The following is a 20,826-nucleotide window of genomic DNA, read 5'->3' as shown; positions in this document are numbered from 1 at the left end:
CCCGTATTAGATTTTATCCGCCCGGTTCTTTAGGAGCGCAATAACACCCTGGCCATCTTTAATAAAACCGTTGCTGTCAAGCTCATATTCCTGCAGGCTGACGCCGAAAGAGACGGTATTGCCCACATTTCCGCCCATCACGCGCACCACGCTGTCGCGGGCTTCAACGACGATATCGGAGTGGCTGTTATAACTGGCATGATTCTCAGCGTAATAGAAGGTGAATTTATTACCCTGCCGATTACGTTGAATAATATCGCCTAACGCGGGTTTTTGTTCGTTAATGGCATATCCCCAGAATGGTTTATTTGCCTGCTGAGTATATCTGGCCTTAATGGCGTTATTGACGAAGACAGAATGACTGGAGGAAAACATAAAGTTTTCATATTTTTTTCCGGCCTGACGTACGACCCAGGAAATAAAAGCTGCAGACCACGGCACATCTTCACCATTAGCATCTCGGCTGCGCCCGTCATAGGGTTGCCCAATCGCCGCCCACATTTCACGAACATAACGGTAGAAAGGCGCCTGCTTTTCATCGCCTTTACCTTTATCAAAGCGCCGCCATTCTGCAATGGCGGCCTGGATCAGCACTTCCACCTGAGTACTCGCCGGTTCGCGCAGATATTTACCGAAGACCACGCCTTTGTCGCTGCCGATCACAACATCCCGCCAGCCCGAGACCGTACTTTCACCTTTATCCTGCAGCGCCTCACCCAGGGTCAGTTCGCGAAGGATGGTGCCATTGGGCTTATTTCGCAGGTGCAGTCCATCGGTCGCGACAATGCGGTTTGTGGACGACGTGGCAACAGAAAACGGATTTAGTACGGCAAGCGATGGGATCAGCGTCAGCGCGCCATTACCCACTACACTGCCTTTTCCCTTCTCATCCAGGGTGAATGCGCCCAGCTGCGACGGGCTCAGACGAAGAATATTGCGGTCATAGCCTACCTTGCTCGCCGCATGTTTTTGCTCTGGCGGTACCTGAAGCAGCGCCCATTTGTTGCTATAAAAGAATGCCTGGGTGCCCAGAAAGGCGCGAGACATCGACAGCCACGGGATGGATATCAGTTTTTCTTCCAAAAGCTTGGACAGCACAGCCCCGCTACCATAGGCACCAATCGCAAAGGCCGTACCTATGGTCTGCTGCACTGCTTGAAAGTAGTCGAGGATCGGCCCGTCAATTTCCCTGACGCTACAATCCATATCAACCGAAAAGAGAATTGTGCTGCCCAGATTCGCGGGCTGGCCTATCGCCGCTGCAAATTTCAGCGCGCTTTTCGCATGGATCTGCCCTGCAGCAGCTGAAAAGCGGGAAATGTCGTTGCCGTGATCCTGAAAGATGGGAAGCAGGGAAAGCCCCTGAGCGGAAAGGAATTGAGCTTCCTCTTTAGTCAGTGTTTTTTCATTGGTGCTGTCAGAGGCATAGTAGCGAATAACGGTCGAGACCGTATTTTTCTTCAGATATTCAATAAATACGGCCTGCTTTGCCGACAGGCGAACGTTCACATCTACGGCGGACCAGCCGCTGGCTTGTCCAAAATCATCTTTATATGACATAGACCACCCATGCAAATTAATAAGTCTGCTATTAAAAAGCTACGTATCGGAAGGAAGTGATGCAAAAAGCATCAGCTGAATATCTGGAATAGCATAGTCAATAATTAAAACTTCACCCAATAACCCGAAGAGGCTCCGGGCCGGTATTTATAATATAAATGCCTGGAGCGATGGCAAACAGACGTTTTTTGACGATCAGCGAGGAATGATTCAATAGTAACAGGCTGGAGCAAGCCTGTTTTTTTTCCATTCTTCAGGATCGTGGCCGGGTATGAATACCGCATGATATCGCTCGGTTAGCTGACGCAACTTGCGCACTGACTGAGCGACATCAGTAGCTGACGTCATTAGTCCCGGGAGCGCCTTCTCATGGTAATGATCTAAGGTATAAGCCGCATCAATCGCTAGCGTAAAATTTGTACCACCCGGTAAGCGGATAAGAAAAGATTGATGGCCCGGTGAATGCCCTGGGGTGAAAATACATTGTAACGTGCCATCACCGTAAAGGTCATAGTGATCATCAGACAACCCGTTCAGAAATAGCCAGTTAAGTTGGGGACGATCGAAATCGCGTCGGCAATAGGCTCCTGACGTAAACCAGTCAGGGGCAAAGGCATATTCATACTCTTGCCTCTGAACAACATGCGTAGCATGGGGGAAGCGACCAATCGCTCCCGTATGATCCGAGTGCAAATGGGACAGGACCACATAGCGGATATCCTCAGGGGCAATGCCAATCCTCTTAAGTTGTTCTACGCAAGCCTGTTCTTCTGACATCACCGGTTTAAACTGCTCTACAGCACTTCCCCAATAACCGCTGGGATCTTTCAATCCTTCGACAGCCAGACCGCCGTCAATCAGGGCAAAACCATCCGGATGGGTCAGCAGAAACCAGGGGACAGGGATCTCATAATGCTCTCCCACGCCCTGATTCATCCGGATATGCTGATATCGACAATGCTGTGTTCCTGACTGGAACATAAAAAGCTTGATCTCTGATCATGATTATTTTCCAAAAATAAATCAATTAAATAGATTGAAATTTAGCCTGACTCAGCCTTGAGTCTGGATTTTTCATCATTTCGCAGGAAAGCAGTAGATGCCTGCCCCCACTTACATTTATCGGTAAAGCCAATATAATTGGTGAATGGATCTCTTCTCAGCAATGCGCATATTTATCAGGGTGGTTGAACGGGGCAGCATGTCGGCTGCAGCCCGCGATCTCGGCATTGGCCAGCCCGCCGTGAGTGAAAGAATAGAAAAACTGGAAGCTCATCTTGGGACACGTTTGCTTAGGCGCAACACGCGTAACATGTCTCTAACGCACAGCGGTAACGTGTTTTATGAGCGAAGCAAAACGGCCATTCAGGCAGCAGAGCATGCTCTTTCTGTGAATGAGGAAAATCAGGGGCTGCAAGGCAAAATCCGTATTGCCGCGCCCTATTCCGCCGGAGAAAGCCTGCTGATGCCTGCATTGTTGCAGCTTCAGAACGAGCATCCGGAGCTGCAGGTCGATGTCATTTTTAACGACCGCGTCATCGATCCCGTCACCGAGGGGGTCGATTTATCACTGAGGTTAGGTAATATCTCCGAAGGCTTTTTTGTCGCACGTCCGCTTGGCGCCGTGCGTAGAGTGTTACTGGCCTCTCCGGCTCTGCTGGCAAAAATGGGCCATCCTGACTCGCCGGAAGCGCTGACAGATTATCCATTTGCGGCTGTTTCCGGTGTATTCGCCAGTAATCGCATTCAATTGATCGCTTTCGAAGATCAACTCATTAATGTTCCCGTCAATATTCAATTTCAGTCCACGCACTGGCGCAGTGTCCTCTCCTGGTTATTAGCGGGACATGCCATTGGTGTTTTGCAAAGTCCGGTTTGCAGAAAAGAAATGGAAGACGGCGCGCTCATCCCCCTCTTAAGCCACTATCCGATCCCGCCATTTAGTGCCTGGTTGCTCCATCCACCGGCTGGGATGATGTCGTATGAAACGCGAATTTGTGCCCCTCTGCTGGAGGGGTATCTCAAAGGTTTGTTGCTTGAGCCGGCCGGCTGAACGGGACAGCGCCTCCCTGGCGCGCTGATGATGGTCTCTTGTTAACGATTCAATCTCTGATGCATGAAATCAATAAGCGCTCTTGTTTTTGCCGGCAAGTAACGCCGATCTGAATACAGGGCGAACAATTGCAAGGGGGCTGCCGATTGTTCAAATTCAATCTCGATTAACCTCCCATCATCAATATAGGACTGGCAGGCTTGTTTCGACAGGATGGCAAAACCGACACCTGAGATGGCCGCTCGCCCTGCCATCTCTCCGCTGTTGACCCGATAACGACCGTTAACCTTAATCGTCTCGAATCCGCCCTTTTTATTCACAAACTGCCAGGGAGCGCCTTTAAGCGCATTCACCGTTGTAATACAGGGTAATTCTTCAAATTGCTGTATACGAGAAGGCGTGCCATAACGCTGGATGACGGAGGGGGCCGCAACGATGGTGCAAGGGATCGTCACCAGATGACGGGCGATGTAGTCACTGTCATCCATCTGACCACGGCTAACAATGATAGCTAAATCCAGGTCATCTCGCAGGGATTCATAACCCGACAAATTTGTGACGCAACTTATCTCCAGATCCGGATGCTGACAGGCGAAATCAGCAACAACAGAGCCCAGCAGTGCAGGACCGATTTCATTGGGAATACAGATACGTAATGGCCCCTTGAATTGCATTTGTCGCAACGTTAATTCGGTTTCAGTTTGCTCAAGTGCTTCCAGTAATGGCTTCGCCCGGGTATAGAGTAGATGCCCCGCCTGTGTGAGTTTCATATGTCGGGTACTGCGTTCAATGAGCTGAAGATTCAGTTTGTCTTCTAACTGAGAAATGCAACGGCTCACATTTGATGTCGGCATTTCCAGGGCTTTCGCTGCCCCCACAAAACTGTCTCTTTCCACCACAGCAATGAAGATTTTCAGCGCATTAAAGTCAAGAACTGACCGCATCAACTATCCCACATATGATAATAATGAGTGCCATTTTTACCATCTAATCGACAAGTTTGATAGCAGTTAAGCTAGGATATCTTTCATCCACAGGTCGCTTGCTATGCCACTGGTCACCACAACATTTAATCAAAAGACGCTCATTCGGATTGCTATGGTAATCGCTTTTGTCCAGTTTACTAATGCGCTGGAATATATGATGTTCAGCCCTGTTTTTACATTTATGGCTGCAGATTTCGCTGTTCCCGTCACCTTCTCAGGCTATGTATCCGGTATGTACACCTCTGGAGCCGTCCTGTCGGGAATTATCGCCTTTTACTGGATTGATCGTTGCAATAAGAAACGTTTTTTAATCGCTAATATGGTACTGCTAGCCATGGCGACACTGTTGACGACATTGACAACCAGTTTTCCTCTTCTTCTTACATTGCGCTTCTTAGCAGGACTGGTTGGCGGTACGACAATGGCTGTGGGGATCACTATTTTGATAAACCACACACCGGCTGACTTGCGCGGAAAAATGTTGGCGACGGTGATTGCGTCATTTTCGATGGTCAGCATTGTGGGGATGCCCGCTGTGTTATTTTTGTGTACTCATTACGGTTGGCATGTCGCGTTGTGGTTAATCTGCACACTGTGTTGGTTGGCATTGCCACTGATCGTCTCCATCATCCCTCAGGATCCCGTCACTTTCGACACATCCCACGCGCTGCCCCTCGATGTAGATACTTTACTGTTTGCTTCCGGTAATGCGCTGGTACAGTTTAGCCCAATGCTGATCATTCCTGTTCTGGCGCCATTAATGACGCAGCTGTTGGGGGCTTCTCAAGGTCTGCTGCCCTGGTTGTTCTTCGGCGGGGGGCTGGCAGGGTATCTGTCTACCAGAATGACAGGCGCATTAACCTCTCGTTTTTCTGCTTTGAGTGTGGCGACCGGGTCGACCCTCGTTTTTATCCTGAGCCTACTGATACCCCTCATGGGCTATCCGCATCCGGCGCTATTTATTACGTTATTTCTCGGCGCAGCTTACAGTCGTCTGGTGTCATCGTCGGCGGTGACGATTCAGTTTCCTGATAACAACCAACGAGCGGGATTCTCTTCATTACAGACATCCATGATGTATCTGATGACAACTGCCGCATTTTTCCTGTCTGCTTTTTTGTTACCTGACCATCGCATGGCGCTACAAAATATGGACACGCTGTTGGCGGTATGTGCAATTACCGCATCAGGAACCCCAATTATTGTCATCATTTTGCAAAAGAAACTGGCTAAGCGTACGTTCGAGCCCGATCGTTACAGCACTGAGTAGTACTCCACGGGTTGCTCATTTTTTAAGACAAAAACAGGGGCATACGCCCCTGCTTGACTATCGGCGGCTCATGGCCAGCTTCGCGGCAAATACCAGAAACAGGCAGCCGGTTGTCCGATCCATCCATTTCACCACAGCTGGTTTTTTGAGGATGCCGGCGGCATAGCGAGTGGCAGAAATCAGCGTTAATGACCACAGCGTCCCAATCAATACATGGATGGTGACCAGGAGAAAGGTCCAGCTGATGGGTGAATGCCCGGCGGGGATAAACTGGGGCAAAAACGAAACGTAGAAGACACCCATTTTGGGATTAAGCGCATTCCCCAACATCCCACGCAGGAACCAGTTACTTGTGGAATTGGATTCGGCCGGGTGGGTGTTAAATTGCTGGCGTGGGCGCAGGAGCAACTGGATGCCCAGCCAACAAAGGTATCCTGCTCCGCACCATTTCAATAAGGTATAAGCCAACTCAGAAACCGCCAGTAGCGCACCTAAACCAAAGGCCACCAGCGCACCCCAGATAAAGCATCCAAGATCAATGCCTAACGCGGCATGCAAGGCTTTGCGTCCACCTTCAGCGGTCGCCGTGCGGAGAATAAGAGCAGTATCAAGACCTGGCGTCAGGGTAAGCAGTGTAGCAGCGAGGGTGTAAGCAAGAAGTGAATCAGTGACGAGCATTTCCTGTCTCCGAAAGAGATAAGGCTACTGAAGCGCTCACATTTTTGCAACAACAATGTTCACCCTGCTCCACTTTTACCCAGGCGTCTACCTGACGCAACTCAGCCCATAACTAAGGACCCCTCGTTTATGGGCTGATTTGCAGGACTAGCTCAACGCCATTGATAAAATAATACAGGGGTAAGTTAGCTCACTTTAATATCATCAAGGTCGATATCCTCTTCTTCGTGATCATGAGTAACCAGCACATCACGCGGAATATCTTTTTTGATGACAGCATAAACCGTGGCGGTCACAACAATATTCACCAGTAGGGCCATAATGCCAGCCATCGGGTGTGACATGGTGGGGATCATCAGTACCCCACCAAAAGGCACCGTGGCATCTGCACCATACACCATGGTGACTGCGCCACCGCACGCGCCACCGATGGCCGCGGCGGCGATACCGCGGACGATATCGTTCATGACGATCGGGATAGAGCCTTCAACGATATTAACAATCCCCATTGGAACCGCCGATTTTAAGGTTTCCACTTCTTCACTGTTATAGATGTTCTTACGCAGAAGCTTAGCAATGAAGAAAGCCAGGCCGAAACCAATAGGCGTTGCGGTGTTAACTAACTGAAGTGCGGTAATCGGCTCATTTATTCCCTGCGCCTGCAGCGTGAGAACGAAGGCAAAGCATGTCTTATTAAGCGGGCCGCCAAAGTCAACAATACACAGAGCGCCTATCACTGCTCCCAACACAAGATTCGATGACGTGCCCATACTTCTCAGGAAAGATGTCAGCGCTTCCGTAAAGATACCGATAGGCGTACCAATGATATAGACCATAATCAGGCAGCTGATAATGGAGGCAAAAAAGGGCACGATCAACGTTGGCATCAAACCGCGAGCCCAGTCAGGCACCTTGACGTTTTTAATGATCGCCAGCGCGATATAGCCGGCAATGTAGCCACCGATCATCCCGCCGATAAAGCCTGCGCTGATGGTGTTCGCCGCCAGCCCGACAACAAATCCTGGTGCGATGCCCGGCTTGCCAGCAATCGAGCCGGAAATCCCCACCGCAATGACTACCGGCAACAGCCCAAGCGCCTTAGCGCCCAGAGTGGCCATCGCCTGCCATAAATCAAATTGCCCCGGCGTTAACGTGTCCTGCACCGTTCCACCAAGCCCCATACCGATAGCAATAATAAATCCAGCACCACAGACAATGGGGATCAGAAATGAGATAGCGGTCAGCAGATGTCCTTTAGGATTTGCTGCTTGCCATATTTGTTTTAGAGACATAAATTACGCCCTTAAGTATAGAATCAGCAGGCCGAAATAAAATTATGAATTGACTATTTCACTGAGTTTTTCAATCAGCTTATTGGGGGATTTCACTGCCGTTTCCGTGGCGACTTTGACCACTTTCTTACCCGCAAACCGTTCTTCTCCCGTCACTTTAACATCCGCGGCAAGCAGAACAATATCTGCCATGGCAATCTCATCAGCGGTTAACTGATTCTCAATGCCGATGGTCCCTTGGGTCTCGATTTTAACGTTATGACCGGCTTTTTTGGCGGCTGTTTCAATTTTCTTTTGAGCAATATAGGTGTGTGCAATCCCCACCGTACAGGCGGTAACTCCGACAATATTCATCACGATTCTCCGTTAATTCATTTAATAAGATATAAAAGAATGTTAACAACTACATATTACGCATCGGTGCTTTCAGTTTCAGAATTGAAAAGCGCAATGATTTTATGTGGATCAGATTCAACCAGTAATTTAGCGATAATGTCTTCGTCGGCCAGTGACCCGGACACTTGCGCTAACAGGCGAATATGAGTGGCATTTTGATCCACCAGGCAAACCGCAAATAAAATAATACAGCGAACATCGCTGCCATCCATGGTCTCCCAGGGAATAGTATGTTGCGTGCGTCCGATAGCTAATGCGGTACGGGAAACGCCGGAAGATTTGCCATGCGGGATCGCAATATGATTTTCAAAACCGGTAGAGCCTTGCTCCTCACGTAACCAGACATCACGAATAAAGTCCTCCTTATTAGTCACCGCACCATCCTGTACCAGTAAATCGGTGAGTTCTTCTATCACCTCTTCTTTCGTTCTGGCGGTCATATTTAACTTGATGTTTTTAACATTAAGCACTGTCGAAATATCCATAATTCACCCGCATTCATATAGAGTGGTCGTTGAATAACAGACCAGGCATCGCTGGCGTGATGCAGGTCTTTTAATTTTTTTATATGCTGTGGTTCGTAAAAAAATTAATTAGGCAGCGACGGTTTCACGCTGGAAAATCTCGATCATTCTGTCCCATGCCTGGCTGACATCCTCATGGAGAGAAAACAGACCCGATGTCCCTACAATAAAGACATCCACACCGGATTCGGCAATCTGGCCAAACGTTTTTGCATTGCAGGAGCCATCAATTTCTGTCAGATAGTGATAGCCATTATTTTTGCGCATACTGATGAGCTTTCGTATCTTGTTCAGCGACTCAGGAATAAACTTTTGTCCGGCATAGCCCGGATCAACTGACATGACCGTGACTTTATCCAACAGGTGCGCATATTCAGCAATACTTTCAGCCGGTGTCGCCGGGTTCAACACCACCCCGCATTGTTTGCCCGCATCCTTGATCTGATTCAGCAGGCGGAATATTTTGTTATTCGCCGTCTCGGGATGAAAGCTGATGATATCGGCGCCGGACTCGAGACACATGGGAATGATATCTTCCGGATGATTCACCATCAGATGAACATCGATGGGAACGGTAGTGATTTTTTTCAGGTTCTCAATAAAAAAGGGAGACAGCGTGATATTGCGGACGTAATTACCATCCATTATATCGACATGATAAAAATCCGCTCTTTTATTCATTGCCGTGATCTGTTCTTTGAACAGCGTTAAATCCATGCACATCAGTGAGGGTGAAAATTTCGCGCTCATAAGCCACCTCCGATAATAAATAGTTAGTTAAACATTGCGATAATATGCCCCAGAACGATGCCGACAACGCCAAAGTCTGCATCGCCAAAGGTTGTAGAACCCAGGCCCATGTCTCCCATCATTGGCAAAAGGATGGCCGGCAGGAACGAAATGAGCAGGCCGTGGGCAAATGCCCCCACCACTGCCCCGCGACGTCCGCCAGTGATGTTGCCGTAAACGCCAGCCGTTGCCCCGCAGAAGAAATGAGGAACCAGCCCTGGAACGATGACGCTCAATCCGAAAAGCGGGCAGAGAAACATGCTGACCAGGCCCGCGACAAAGCTTGCGAGAAACCCGACGATGACGGCATTGGGAGCAAAGGGAAACACCGTAGGGCAGTCGAGCGCCGGCTTCGCATCTTTCACTAATTTGTCTGCAATACCTTTAAACGCTGGCACAATCTCGGCAATCACCATCCGCACACCGGCGAGGATGATATAAACCCCCGCAGCAAAAGTGAGGGACTGAATAATGGCGAAGATAATAAAATTCTGACCGGCACTCAGTGTCTCCTCGACAAAGGTTTTGCCCGCGACGACCACCAGCACAAGGAACAGAATCATCATGGTGAGAGAGATGGCCACCGACGAGTCGCGAAGAAAATTGAGTGACTTAGGCACTTTAATTTCTTCAATCGAGGGGCTACCTTTCCCGACGACTTTGCCCACCAGCGCGGAAAGCAGATAACCAATAGAGCCAAAATGGCCGAGAGCCAGATCGTCGGTATTGGTAATTTTACGGGTAAACGGCTGCAAGATCGCCGGAGAGATCACCATCATCGCGCCGAGAATCACCGCCCCGATGGCCACCACCCACCCCCCCGACAATCCCCCGACTGACAAGATCACCGCCAGCATAGCTGCCATATAGAGCGTGTGGTGGCCCGTTAAAAAGATGTACTTTAATGGCGTCAGACGCGCCAGGGCGATATTGATCAACATGCCCAACACCATGATTGTGGCGGTTTCCGTGCCATAATTCTTCTGCGCCAGCGCGGCCATCGCGTCGGTGTTAGGGACGACCCCCTGAATATGAAATGAATGTTCAAACAGCTGGCTAAAAATGGTTAATGTATAGGCAATGATACCGGCGCCTGCCGTTAAAATAACAAAGCCCATGATGGTTTTCAGTGTTCCTGAAATAACATCTGAAATTCCTTTTTTTTGCAACAGCAGACCGATCAGAGAAAACAATCCAACCAGAATTGCCGGTGTCCCTAACACATCATAAATAAGGAAATGAAGCATATTAAACTCCACGGTTCAGAAAGCCGTTGCTTAAATGTGTTCTGCTAAAATCTCTTTGATTTTATTGTTGTCGAGTAAATTACTTAATCCAACAACCTTTGCGGAATGACCAACTAAATGTTCGGCAATATCGTTGGCGCTCAGAATAAGGTCCGCCGTTTCGCTTTTCGCTGACGTCAGGTCGGTATGCGCGACTTCAGCCTCTTTATTCATTTCGGCAAGAATTTTTTTGACATTCATTTCAACGATAAAGCTGCTGCCTAAACCATTGCCGCAGACGATGAGTACTTTTTTCATTCTCTTTTCCTTCAGTCAATAACAGCCTGAATTGCCTTAATATCATCGGCTTTTAACAATCGTTCTAGCTTTTGCTGATCGCTAAAGAGTTCTGCCAGTTCACCGATCATCGTGATATGTTCATTCCCGGAACGAGCGCATAGCATAATAATCACGTATACCGGGTCGTTCTCCGTTGAGCCAAATGATATGCCCTCTTTAATATGAAGGAGCGATAATCCATTCCTCAATGCACCTTGTTCAGGGCGGGCATGGGGCATTGCTAATCCCGGGGCTAATAGATAATAAGGCCCAAGTTCTTCATGGCTTTTCAAAATCGCCTCAATATAGTGCTCTGCCATATACCCCTGCGCCAGCAAAGGTTCTGCTGAGAGTCGAACGGCATTTTTCCAGTTATCTATTGAGTTAATGACATTAATTTTATCCGGGGTTAACCAGTCTCTAATCATATGCACTCCCGAGGGGTCCCATGTGCTGAACTATAAACAGCTAAATAAAATGCAACTGTGATACACCTCCCAAAGTTAGCGCTAACAAGTAAAAATGTTAAAAAATGAGTTACCGCTAACACTGGTTATAATGTGCTTTCCCCCTCGCTGTGGTAAGTTATAATGTGTATCAACGATTTACTTTTGTTACTTTTTATTTTTCAAACGGTTGGTGATCCTGGTGAAGAGTCTAGACGCAGACAATAGCCCGAAAGAAAAACGTCGTAAGGGAACTGGGAAGATAACCCTGACCGAAGTGGCTGAGTTTGTCGGCGTGAGCGCCATGACCGTCTCGCGTGCGCTGAGAATGCCTGAAAAAGTCAACCCTGACCTTCGCGACCGTATTGATGCGGCAGTAAGCCAACTCGGCTATGTCCCCAATCTCCAGGCGCGTAATCTGGCGTCGGTCCATTCCGATCTCATTCTGGCCGTCGTCCCCACCTTCTCTTCGCCAGGTTTTTTGCCGGTGTCGGAGGCGTTACAAAAGATCCTGACTGAACGCGGCTATACCATGATGTTTATGGAATCCGGTCATGACGGCCAAAGCGAACAAAAAACGTTTGAAAAAATGCTCGCCTATAACCCGGCAGCGATTATTCAGTTTAATATCGACACCATTGAGAGCTGTACCCAGCTGCTGGCCAACGTAGATGTGCCTATCCTGGAAATTGGCGCGTTAAATACGCAGTCTGTTGGCATGTGCATCGGTGTGGATTACGGTAAGGCTGTGAAACAGATCGTGACCCACCTGGCGGACGCCTCATTAAAAAATATCGCGTTACTGTGTACCCCGGCCAACAATACAATGTTTCGCCAGCTCCTGAGCGGCTGGAATACGGCGATGCTGGCCCTTAACCGTTCTCCGCATCGGGTAGTGACCACTCATTTGCCTTCCACCATTGCCACAGGGGTGAATATTTTCAAGGATATGATGATCACCTGGGGCGATCTGGATGCGCTAATTTGCACATCGGATGAAATGGCGTGTGGATGCATGATGGCCTGCCACAGCGCCGGGATCAAAGTGCCCAATACCGTAGCCATTGCGAGTTTAGGCGGCGGGGTATTATCGACAGTCTGTTCCCCTGCCCTGACAACCGTTGAATTTCACTGGCATGACATTGGGGTGAAGGCCGGGAAAGCGCTTCTCGACCTGCTCAACGATAAACCTTGTGAAAAGTTTATTGAAATTCCGTCAGTACTCAAAGTCCGGGCCAGTACCGCGGTATAACCGCCATCCGTGGCTTGCTCTATCGGCACCCCCCGTTTATCGCTTCAACTCGTCCTGCCACAGCGGGGATGACGCCAACTGCTGGCATACCGCGTCGATAAATACCCGGGTCTTGGCGGGAACCAGCGTGCCGGGCGGCATCAGGGCATAAACGCTAACCCGCGCCGCGCTGCGCCAGTCGGGCAGCACGCGGACCAGTTCCCCGCACTGCACCGCCTGATTAACCATCCATCCCGGCAGCAGTGCGATCCCGGTTGCGCGAATGACCGCCGTCAGCAGCGCTTCACTGATATTGGTGGTGAGGGGGCCAGCTGGCGTCACCTGGATATGCTCCCGACCATTCTCGAGGATCCAGTAGGGCCAGTCCGGATGGTGGGTAAAGCCGAGGCACCGATGGGCTGCCAGTTGCTCAGGATGAGTCGGTTCACCGTAGCGTTGCAGATAGGCCGGCGAAGCAATCAACTGGCTGCGAAATGCCCCCAGCTCGCGCCCGGTTAAGGTACTGTCCCGCAGGTTTCCCAGGCGGATCACCGCATCAAACCTCTCCGCGACAATATCGACTCGTCGATCGAGAAAATGGGCATCAAGGCGAATATCCGGATACGCCTGCAGGAAATCAGGAAACATCGGGGCAATCAGCTCCCGGCCAAAGGTCACCGGCAGTGAGACCCGCAACGTTCCCTGTGGGGTGGCAGCAAAGTCGCCTACTTCCCGGCTGGCGGCGCTGAGCTCATCCAGCGCCGTGCGGGCGCGCTGCAAAAACCAGGTCCCGGCTTCAGTCAGCGTTACGCTACGGGTGGTACGCACCAGCAACCGGACACCCAGTTTTTTCTCAAGGTGGCTGACCCGGCGGGAAATCACCGATGCATCCCGGTCCAGCCTGAGGCTGGCCCCGATAAAACTCCCTGCCTCAGCCACACAGACAAACGCCATCAGCTCATCAAAATCATCGAACATGATTCCTGCACCCTGCACATTAATCATTTGCAAATAAGGCTAATTATCAGCGATCTGTTGGTCTATTAACATAGCGGCTCTTCAACCTACAGTGAGAGCAGCCTATGAAAACGTTTTTGAGTATTGGGTCCGGTCCTGGGATGGGAATGGCGACGGCCTCACGGTTTGCCGGTGAGGGATTCCGGGTGGTGCTGTCCTCTCGCAGTAAAAGCAATGTGGCGGCACAGGCCGACCAGCTGAGAGCGGCAGGATTTGCCGCGGAAGGCCGCGTGGCGGACGCCAGCGATATCACCAGTATCGCGGAACTCATTCGTGAGGTAGAGGTGGAAACCGGCGGTGTGGATGTGCTGCATTTCAACGCCGCGGCCATGCATGACGGTAATCTGGAGACCCAGTCGGTGGCAGGCTTCATTCAGGATCTCACCACCAATATTGGCGCGGTATATGCCGCCATCAAAGCGGTCTCTCCGCGGATGGCCGCGCGTGGAGAAGGCGCGATCCTGCTGACTGGCGGGATGTTTGCCACACAGCCCCACCCGGAGTATCTGACGCTGAGCGTTGGCAAAGCCGGGCTGCTTAATCTGACGCATGGTCTTTTCCCGGTATTAAAAGCGCAAAATATTCATCTTTCCATCGTGACGGTGGGGGCCTACGTCACGCCGGGTTCCGCCGAAGCCCGGGAGATTGCCGATCTGTTCTGGCAGCAATATCGCCAGCCATCCGCGCAATGGACAGCGGAAGCGTTTTATCCCGCCTCACACCATCAGTAACCCTCCCCGGCCGTCGCCAGGCGTCCGGGAGCCATCGCCCGGACGTGCGGAAGAAACGTCATCCATCGCTTGCTTTCCCTGTCACCTCGGATCAGGATACGACGATATTCATGGAGGCTATGTGATGAAATATTTTATCGGTATGGCGGTGACGTTATTGTTGAGCACGCCGGTGCTGGCGGCGGGCGAGCTTGAGATTAACCAGTCTCCCCTGACGCTGGTGTTGAGCGATCAGAATCAGGCACGGGTCTCTTCCTGTGCCGATTTCATTGCGCTGCGTAAAGCGGGAGAGACCGTCGATGCGCTGCCCGGGCTTTCCGACCCGGATGGCCGTGCGGCGGAAGCGGCGTTATTCTCCTGCTGGCTACAGGCCTACACCATCGATCATACGTTATTCCCCTCTGCCGCGCCGAAACCAACCCTGGCTGAGGTGGTTCAGCACTTTCCTGCCAGCGCGGCGTTTATCGTCAGCGATGACGAAAAGCAGGACGTCGCCAAAAACTATGTGGGGAAAACCATCGCCGACTATACCCCGGACCTGAAAGCCAGGGACGATCGTCTGGAATCAGCGGCCAGCGCCAGCGGTTATGTGCTGGATGAGTATTATGCGTTTACCGATAAGCAAGGGCATCAGCTCAACATTGTCGCTCTGGTGGGCTACGCCATCGGCGGTACGGCAAGCGTGAAAAGCTACTATCGCATCGATGACACGCACGCCCGCGTCTGGAGCGTCACCCTGCTCGATGAGAACAGCCCGCTGTAAGCAAGGGTTCCCTCTGCGGCGATCCCGCAGAGGGTGTTCCGTTTACCTGGCCAGCCACTGACGCCAGCCGCCCCAGGCGGTGATCTCCGTGGCATCCCCCAGCCCGGCGGCTTCGCAAATAAAGCCCGTCACCCAGCGGCCGTCGGCCAGCTCAACCTGTCCCAGCCCCAGCGGTGAGGGAATAGCGGCCAGCAGCGACCCCACCTCGGCGCTGGGTATCTCCCAGACTTCCACCGCTATCGCCGCGCCGTCGCGCTCGTCACGCACCATCGCCGGGCGCTTGCCATCCGCGAGAGCGTACAAACGATAGCGTGGCGCGCTGTGGGTCGCCTGCAGCAACCGGCCGCCCCGCGTCAGCAATTGACCGTTTAAGGGCAGACCGGCCAGATGCGCACCGCATACCGCCAGTGCCATCCGGTCATGGCCTGCGGAATGCGCAGGCGGCGGGCTCTCCAGCCGCGCGCCGCCTGCCAGCGGCAGCCGCTCCGCGCGCTGGAAGGCGTCGGCCAGGCTCAGCAAATACTGATCGGTAAACGCCCGGCCAAACAGCGTGACGCCGGAGGGCAATCCGTCAGGCATAAACCCGCACGGCACACTCACCGCCGCATAGTCCAGCAGGTTCATAAAGTTGGTGTAGTAGCCCAGATCGGCGTTGCGGGCGATCGGCTCCGCCGCCAGCTCGTCGAGCGTCACCGGGCGCGGAAAGGTTGGCGTCAGCACGCAGTCCAGCGTATCAAGGATGGCATCGCACTGCGCTTTATACCCCTGCAGCTGATACATCGCCTTAAAGGTCGCCGTCGCGTCGATATCAGGCGCTTTCGCCAGCACGTCGCGAATCACCGGCAGCACGGCATCCGGCTGCTGCTCAATCAGCGGTCCGGCCACCGCATAGCGTTCAGCAACCCACGGTCCGTCATACAGCAGGCGGGCGGCGGCCAGAAATGGCGCGAAATCGATCGCTACCGGCACGCCGCCGAGCGCCGTCAGCCGCTGCACGGCCTGGGTGAACAACGCTTCGCTGGCGCGGCAACCGAGGAAGTTCAGCGCCTGCGGGACGCCAAAGCGAAACCCGGCGGACGGCCTGCCAAAGGCCTGCCGGCTGTTCCACTGAGGATTGCGGCGGCTGTAGCTATCCTGCGGATCGGTCCGGGCAACCAGCGCCAGCAGCTGGCTGGCCTCGTCGGCGGTAGCGCTGAAAAAGGTCACACAGTCCAGCGTGCGACAGGCAGGGACGACCCCGGCGGTGGAGATCAACCCTTTCGTCGCTTTCAGCCCCACCAGGTTATTCAGCCCGGCCGGAACGCGACCGCTGCCGGCGGTGTCGGTCCCCAGCGCGAAGCTGGCGACACCCAGGGCTACCGTCAGCGCGGAGCCGGCGCTGGAGCCACCGGAGGGGTAAGCCGGGTGGTACGCGTTGCGGCAACGTCCGTACGGCGAACGGGTTCCGTTCAGGCCGGTGGCAAACTGATCGAGATTGGTTTTGCCCACCGGCACCGCTCCCAGCGCAATCAGCTGCGCGACAATGGTCGCGCTTTGCGTCGGTCGGTATGCAAACGCCGGGCAGGCAGCGGTCGTGACGATCTCCGCAAGGTCAATATTGTCTTTGATCGCGAACGGCACGCCGTACAGCGGAAGCGTGTCTGGCGAATGGCCTTCCAGCGCCGCGAGAAACGGCGCCTGCTCCGCTTCGCTCAGGAGATGGATAAACAGATTAAATTCGGGATTCAGCGTTTCCGCCCGCTGGCGGATCGCCGCCAACAGCGCCCGCGGGGTGGTGTTGCCGTTACGATAGTTTGCCGCCAGGGTCGCCAGGCGTAAATCAAACGTCTGCTGCATCATGCCTTCTCCTCAATAATCACTGCCACCCGTTGCCCGGCACGCACCGCGCTGCCTGGCTGCACATTGACCTGCTGAACCCTGCCATCGCACGGCGCCAGCAGCGGGATCTCCATTTTCATCGACTCAAGCACCACCAGCACATCGCCGGCGCGCACCTGACGACCGGCCGCGGTCTGTACCTGCCACAGATTACCGGATACCGGGCTTTCCACCCCCTGCTCGCCCGGCTGCAGCGGCGCATCGCCCGCTTCTTCTGCCGCGCTCTCCTGACTGTCGAAATGGGCCTGGCCGCTGGCGATCCAGCGATCGCGTTCGGCGTTAAACGCCCGTTGCTGATGGTCGCGAAATGCGTCAATGCTCTGCGCCTCGCGAGCGAGAAACTGCTGGTACTCCGCCAGCCGCAGCGTGCTGTGTTCGATGCGCAGCGGATAGCGACCGAGCGGGAAATCGCGGCGAATCTCCAGCAGTTCATCGGCCGAAACCGGATAGAAACGCAGCTGGTCGAAAAAGCGCAGCAGCCACGGCTTGCCGGCAAAATCGGCCACCTCGTGATAGCGATTCCACATCTGCAGAGTGCGGCCGACAAACTGATAGCCGCCCGGGCCTTCCATGCCGTAGACGCACAGATACGCCCCACCGATGCCTACCGAGTTTTCCGCCGTCCAGGTTCGCGCCGGGTTGTACTTGGTGGTAACCAGCCGATGGCGCGGATCAAGAGGCGTGGCCACCGGCGCGCCGAGATAGACATCGCCGAGGCCCATCACCAGATAGCTGGCGTCAAACACCGTGTTCCATACGGCCTGCTCATCCGGCAGATCGTTTATCCGGCGAATAAACTCGAGGTTGCCTGGACACCACGGGGCGTCCGGGCGGACGGTGGTCATATATTTGTCGATCGCCTTGCGGCAGGCCGGATCGTCCCAGGAGAGCGGGAGATGCACGACCCGCGTTGGAACCTGCAGATCGTCGCTCATGCAGACCGTGGTCCACTCCCCGCTGACCCACGCCAGCAGGGTCTCCAGCGCCAGCGTTTCCGGCTGGAAATGCAGCTGCAGCGAGCGGATCCCCGGCGTGATATCGATGATCCCTTCCCAGGCTTGCCCTTCAAGGGCCTGCATCAGGGCATGGATGCGAAAGCGCAGCACCAGATCCAGCTCCGCCTCACCGGCCTCCAGCAGCAGATGGGTATCGCCGGAGAGGCGCGCCACCAGGCGTTTGTCGGCGTCACCGCAGGTCATCACCACCGGCGAGGTGAGCGGTACAGGCTGCCAGGCAACGTCCTGTGCCTGCAGGGTCGCCAGCTCCGCGCGACGACCTGCCGCCAGCCGCCGGGCGGTGGGGACGTCCACCGCCACAAAGCGCACTTTATCCCCCGCCTTAAGCTGGCCCAGTTGCCAGAGATCGGCTTCGATAACCGTGACCGGACAGACGAAGCCTCCGAGGCTTGGGCCATCCGGCCCGAGGATCACCGGCATATCGCCAGTAAAATCCACGGCCCCCACGGCATAGGGGTTGTCATGAATATTCGACGGATGCAGCCCGGCTTCGCCGCCGCTGTCACGGGTCCAGACCGGCTTAGGCCCGATCAGGCGCACGCCGGTGCGGCTGGAGTTAAAATGCACTTCCCAGTCGGTGGCAAAAAAGGTCGCCATATACGCCGGGGCAAAGAACTCCGGCGCGCCGTGGGGACCATAAATCACCCGCAGCGTACGGACGTCCGTCAGCGCGGTGCGCAGCCCTGCGGGAAGCGCCGCGCCTTCCGCTGACTCAGCCAAAGGCGCAAGATGCAGCACGTCGCCAGCGCGTAGCGCCCGTCCGCCGTGGCCGCCAAACTGGCCGAGGGTAAAGGTGCTTTTACTGCCCAGGTAGTCCGGCACCTGAATACCGCCGCGCAGGCAGAGATAGCTTCTGACGCCTGGTCCGTTTATTGCCCCCAGCCTGAGGGTCGCCCCCGCCGGAATAGTGAATACGCAGTTCATGTCCTGCCCGGCACCATCGAGCGTGACGGCGAGCGGCGCGCCGCAGACCACCGCCTGTACGGCGGTATTAAATTTCAGGGTGGGTCCGCTAAGGGTGATCTCCAGCGCGGCGTCGCCCTCGGCATTGCCCAGCAGACGGTTGCCCAGGCGCAGCGCCCGGTCATCCATCGGGCCCGAGGGCGGTACACCCACCGCCCAGTACCCCAGACGTCCCGGATAGTCCTGGACGCTGGTCTGGGTGCCGGCGCTCAGAACCTCCACGGTATCAGCCCGGTAGTGCAACTGCTCCAGGCAGCGGGTCCAGGGTTCTCCGGCGGTAAACGGCGCAAAGCCGAGGATCTGCTGCAGGTACAGACGGTTGGTTTCAACGCCATACAGGCGGGTCTCCGCCAGGGCCTGCGCCAGGCCGGCGATTGCCTCATCGCGGCTGGGGCGCCAGACGATAGCTTTCGCCAGCAGCGGGTCGAAAAACGGCGGCACCTCACACCCGGCCTCCACCCAGCGGTCGATGCGCAGGGTGGCGCCGTCCGCTGGCGGAAACCAGACGTCGGTTAACAGTCCGGGCGAAGGCTGAAACTGGCGGCCAGGATCTTCGGCGTAAATTCGCGCCTGAATAGCATGGCCCCGGGGCTGCAGCCCGGCGGTCAGCTCGCTCAGCGGCGGTAAATCCCCTGCAGCCAGGGCGATCATCCAGCGCACCAGGTCTACGCCCCACACCTGCTCCGTGACGCCGTGCTCCACCTGCAGGCGGGTATTGACCTCGAGGAAATAGAAGCGCTGCGCCGCACTGTCGTAGACAAACTCCACCGTCCCGGCGCTACGGTAGTTCACCGCTTTCCCGAGGGCAATGGCCGCGCTACACAGCGCCTGCGCCATCCCTTCAGGCAGATTTGGCGCCGGGGTCTCTTCAATCACTTTCTGGTTACGCCGCTGCAGCGAGCAGTCGCGCACGCCGAGGGCGATAACCTCCCCCTCACCGTCGCCGAAGATCTGCACCTCCAGGTGACGGGCGCGTTCGATATATTTTTCGAGAAACACCCCGGCGTCGCTGAAGTTGTTTTGCCCCAGCCGCTGCACCGTGGCAAACGCCTCGCTCAGTTCGCGGGCGTCGCGGCAGACGCGCATGCCAATTCCCCCGCCGCCCGCCGTACTCTTGAGCATCACCGGGTAGCCCACCGCCTCAGCCGCCCGGCAGGCTTCCTCGCTGTCGGCCAGCAGTTCACTGCCTTCCAGCAGCGGCACGCCCTCCGCCTTCGCCAGCGCGCGAGCGGTATGTTTCAGGCCGAAGGTACGCAGCTGTTGCGGGGTCGGGCCAACAAACGCCAGTCCCGCCGCCTCACAGCCTTCGGCGAAGGCGGCGTTTTCCGACAGAAAGCCGTAGCCGGGATGGATGGCGCGGGCGCCGCTCTGCAGCGCGGCGGCAATGATCTTCTCTACCACCAGATAAGTTTGCGCTGCCGGGCCCTCGCCAAGGCTGAGCGCTTCATCCGCTTCGCGGACGTGCAGACTGCTCAGGTCGGCTTCGGCGTAAACGGCAACCCCCTTCACCTGCATGGCGCGCAGGGTACGTAAAATGCGGCAGGCTATCGCCCCGCGGTTGGCAATCAGTAAGGTATCAAACATAAGCGGAACTCACAGCGTAGCGGGTCGTCCCGCAACAATTCGTCTTTCCCTGAGGTCGTCCCCGGGGGAACCGGCGCTTAAACG

At 54.5% G+C, this 20,826-nt stretch carries 19 protein-coding genes; 5 read left to right on the top strand and 14 right to left on the bottom strand.

The window, feature by feature from the left end; translation table 11 throughout:
* Positions 1-6 precede the first annotated feature (6 nt).
* A complete protein-coding gene (locus CWM53_RS12290) occupies positions 7-1,560 on the bottom strand; it encodes a DUF2272 domain-containing protein (RefSeq protein WP_100675578.1) in 1,554 nt (517 codons plus the stop codon).
* 210 nt (positions 1,561-1,770) lie between these two features.
* Positions 1,771-2,553 (bottom strand): N-acyl homoserine lactonase AhlK, encoded by a 783-nt coding sequence (gene ahlK / locus CWM53_RS12285; protein ID WP_413773677.1) that lies wholly within the window; start codon positions 2,551-2,553, stop codon positions 1,771-1,773.
* 172 nt (positions 2,554-2,725) lie between these two features.
* Here ahlK and CWM53_RS12280 point away from each other — a divergent pair, with 172 nt between their 5' ends.
* Positions 2,726-3,613 carry a LysR family transcriptional regulator gene (locus CWM53_RS12280; protein ID WP_100630456.1) on the top strand — a complete coding sequence of 296 codons (888 nt, stop codon included), beginning with the start codon at positions 2,726-2,728 and terminating at the stop codon, positions 3,611-3,613.
* Positions 3,614-3,654: 41 nt separating this feature from the next.
* Here the strand turns inward: CWM53_RS12280 and CWM53_RS12275 are convergent, their stop codons facing one another.
* Positions 3,655-4,557, bottom strand: a complete 903-nt coding sequence (locus CWM53_RS12275) for a LysR family transcriptional regulator (protein WP_100630458.1) — start codon at positions 4,555-4,557, stop codon at positions 3,655-3,657.
* A gap of 103 nt (positions 4,558-4,660) precedes the next feature.
* Between CWM53_RS12275 and CWM53_RS12270 the strand changes: the two genes are divergently transcribed.
* Positions 4,661-5,869 (top strand): MFS transporter, encoded by a 1,209-nt coding sequence (locus CWM53_RS12270; RefSeq protein WP_100630460.1) that lies wholly within the window; start codon positions 4,661-4,663, stop codon positions 5,867-5,869.
* Between the two features lie 57 nt (positions 5,870-5,926).
* Here CWM53_RS12270 and CWM53_RS12265 read toward each other — a convergent pair whose 3' ends face one another.
* From CWM53_RS12265 to CWM53_RS12230, 8 genes are all read right to left on the bottom strand, one after another.
* Positions 5,927-6,547 (bottom strand): LysE family translocator, encoded by a 621-nt coding sequence (locus tag CWM53_RS12265; RefSeq protein WP_100630462.1) that lies wholly within the window; start codon positions 6,545-6,547, stop codon positions 5,927-5,929.
* Between the two features lie 185 nt (positions 6,548-6,732).
* Positions 6,733-7,839: a PTS fructose transporter subunit IIC gene (locus tag CWM53_RS12260; protein ID WP_023322628.1), complete on the bottom strand. Its 1,107-nt coding sequence runs from the start codon at positions 7,837-7,839 to the stop codon at positions 6,733-6,735.
* Between the two features lie 42 nt (positions 7,840-7,881).
* Positions 7,882-8,193, bottom strand: a complete 312-nt coding sequence (locus CWM53_RS12255) for a PTS fructose transporter subunit IIB (protein ID WP_004179922.1) — start codon at positions 8,191-8,193, stop codon at positions 7,882-7,884.
* A 56-nt stretch (positions 8,194-8,249) separates the two neighbouring features.
* Positions 8,250-8,720: a PTS sugar transporter subunit IIA gene (locus tag CWM53_RS12250; protein WP_074385834.1), complete on the bottom strand. Its 471-nt coding sequence runs from the start codon at positions 8,718-8,720 to the stop codon at positions 8,250-8,252.
* Positions 8,721-8,828: 108 nt separating this feature from the next.
* Positions 8,829-9,509, bottom strand: coding sequence for a D-allulose 6-phosphate 3-epimerase (gene alsE, locus CWM53_RS12245; RefSeq protein ID WP_074385833.1), 681 nt, complete (start codon positions 9,507-9,509; stop codon positions 8,829-8,831).
* A gap of 23 nt (positions 9,510-9,532) precedes the next feature.
* On the bottom strand, positions 9,533-10,795 hold the full coding sequence (locus CWM53_RS12240) for a PTS ascorbate transporter subunit IIC (protein WP_012968204.1): 1,263 nt from the start codon (positions 10,793-10,795) through the stop codon (positions 9,533-9,535).
* A gap of 30 nt (positions 10,796-10,825) precedes the next feature.
* Entirely contained in the window at positions 10,826-11,092 is a 267-nt protein-coding gene (locus CWM53_RS12235; protein WP_012968203.1) for a PTS sugar transporter subunit IIB, read from the bottom strand.
* 11 nt (positions 11,093-11,103) lie between these two features.
* Positions 11,104-11,541 carry a PTS sugar transporter subunit IIA gene (locus tag CWM53_RS12230; RefSeq protein ID WP_023322630.1) on the bottom strand — a complete coding sequence of 146 codons (438 nt, stop codon included), beginning with the start codon at positions 11,539-11,541 and terminating at the stop codon, positions 11,104-11,106.
* A 217-nt stretch (positions 11,542-11,758) separates the two neighbouring features.
* Here CWM53_RS12230 and CWM53_RS12225 point away from each other — a divergent pair, with 217 nt between their 5' ends.
* A complete protein-coding gene (locus CWM53_RS12225; RefSeq protein ID WP_032691394.1) occupies positions 11,759-12,811 on the top strand; it encodes a LacI family DNA-binding transcriptional regulator in 1,053 nt (350 codons plus the stop codon).
* A 36-nt stretch (positions 12,812-12,847) separates the two neighbouring features.
* On the opposite strand, the gene CWM53_RS12220 is transcribed toward CWM53_RS12225, so the two are convergent.
* Positions 12,848-13,768, bottom strand: a complete 921-nt coding sequence (locus CWM53_RS12220; protein WP_100729673.1) for a LysR family transcriptional regulator — start codon at positions 13,766-13,768, stop codon at positions 12,848-12,850.
* Positions 13,769-13,872: 104 nt separating this feature from the next.
* On the opposite strand from CWM53_RS12220, the gene CWM53_RS12215 reads away from it, so the two are divergent.
* Together CWM53_RS12215 and CWM53_RS12210 are read left to right on the top strand one after the other, a co-directional pair.
* Positions 13,873-14,538, top strand: a complete 666-nt coding sequence (locus tag CWM53_RS12215) for an SDR family NAD(P)-dependent oxidoreductase (protein ID WP_100729672.1) — start codon at positions 13,873-13,875, stop codon at positions 14,536-14,538.
* Positions 14,539-14,662: 124 nt separating this feature from the next.
* A complete protein-coding gene (locus CWM53_RS12210) occupies positions 14,663-15,301 on the top strand; it encodes a hypothetical protein (protein ID WP_012968198.1) in 639 nt (212 codons plus the stop codon).
* 42 nt (positions 15,302-15,343) lie between these two features.
* Here the strand turns inward: CWM53_RS12210 and atzF are convergent, their stop codons facing one another.
* Both atzF and uca read right to left on the bottom strand, forming a co-directional pair.
* Positions 15,344-17,140 (bottom strand): allophanate hydrolase, encoded by a 1,797-nt coding sequence (atzF, locus tag CWM53_RS12205; RefSeq protein ID WP_100729671.1) that lies wholly within the window; start codon positions 17,138-17,140, stop codon positions 15,344-15,346.
* The gene (uca, locus tag CWM53_RS12200) at positions 17,137-20,742 is read right to left on the bottom strand and encodes an urea carboxylase (RefSeq protein WP_100750796.1); all 3,606 of its coding nucleotides are present in this window, start codon (positions 20,740-20,742) and stop codon (positions 17,137-17,139) included. The genes atzF and uca overlap by 4 nt, the downstream gene beginning before the upstream one ends.
* Positions 20,743-20,826 lie beyond the last annotated feature (84 nt).

The organism is Klebsiella sp. A-Nf5, assembly GCF_002810545.1.
GTDB classification, from domain to species: domain Bacteria; phylum Pseudomonadota; class Gammaproteobacteria; order Enterobacterales; family Enterobacteriaceae; genus Klebsiella; species Klebsiella variicola.
This window is presented reverse-complemented; position numbering and strand designations above follow the sequence as displayed.

Excerpts from the sequence above, each read along its gene's own strand:
- CWM53_RS12290 (WP_100675578.1), bottom strand. The coding sequence starts at position 1,560 with ATGTCATATAAAGATGATTTTGGACAAGCCAGCGGCTGGTCCGCCGTA.
- CWM53_RS12280 (WP_100630456.1), top strand. The coding sequence starts at position 2,726 with ATGCGCATATTTATCAGGGTGGTTGAACGGGGCAGCATGTCGGCTGCA.
- CWM53_RS12275 (WP_100630458.1), bottom strand. The coding sequence starts at position 4,557 with ATGCGGTCAGTTCTTGACTTTAATGCGCTGAAAATCTTCATTGCTGTG.
- CWM53_RS12270 (WP_100630460.1), top strand. The coding sequence starts at position 4,661 with ATGCCACTGGTCACCACAACATTTAATCAAAAGACGCTCATTCGGATT.
- CWM53_RS12265 (WP_100630462.1), bottom strand. The coding sequence starts at position 6,547 with ATGCTCGTCACTGATTCACTTCTTGCTTACACCCTCGCTGCTACACTG.
- CWM53_RS12260 (WP_023322628.1), bottom strand. The coding sequence starts at position 7,839 with ATGTCTCTAAAACAAATATGGCAAGCAGCAAATCCTAAAGGACATCTG.
- CWM53_RS12255 (WP_004179922.1), bottom strand. The coding sequence starts at position 8,193 with ATGAATATTGTCGGAGTTACCGCCTGTACGGTGGGGATTGCACACACC.
- CWM53_RS12250 (WP_074385834.1), bottom strand. The coding sequence starts at position 8,720 with ATGGATATTTCGACAGTGCTTAATGTTAAAAACATCAAGTTAAATATG.
- alsE (WP_074385833.1), bottom strand. The coding sequence starts at position 9,509 with ATGAGCGCGAAATTTTCACCCTCACTGATGTGCATGGATTTAACGCTG.
- CWM53_RS12240 (WP_012968204.1), bottom strand. The coding sequence starts at position 10,795 with ATGCTTCATTTCCTTATTTATGATGTGTTAGGGACACCGGCAATTCTG.
- CWM53_RS12235 (WP_012968203.1), bottom strand. The coding sequence starts at position 11,092 with ATGAAAAAAGTACTCATCGTCTGCGGCAATGGTTTAGGCAGCAGCTTT.
- CWM53_RS12230 (WP_023322630.1), bottom strand. The coding sequence starts at position 11,541 with ATGATTAGAGACTGGTTAACCCCGGATAAAATTAATGTCATTAACTCA.
- CWM53_RS12220 (WP_100729673.1), bottom strand. The coding sequence starts at position 13,768 with ATGTTCGATGATTTTGATGAGCTGATGGCGTTTGTCTGTGTGGCTGAG.
- CWM53_RS12215 (WP_100729672.1), top strand. The coding sequence starts at position 13,873 with ATGAAAACGTTTTTGAGTATTGGGTCCGGTCCTGGGATGGGAATGGCG.
- CWM53_RS12210 (WP_012968198.1), top strand. The coding sequence starts at position 14,663 with ATGAAATATTTTATCGGTATGGCGGTGACGTTATTGTTGAGCACGCCG.
- atzF (WP_100729671.1), bottom strand. The coding sequence starts at position 17,140 with ATGATGCAGCAGACGTTTGATTTACGCCTGGCGACCCTGGCGGCAAAC.
- uca (WP_100750796.1), bottom strand. The coding sequence starts at position 20,742 with ATGTTTGATACCTTACTGATTGCCAACCGCGGGGCGATAGCCTGCCGC.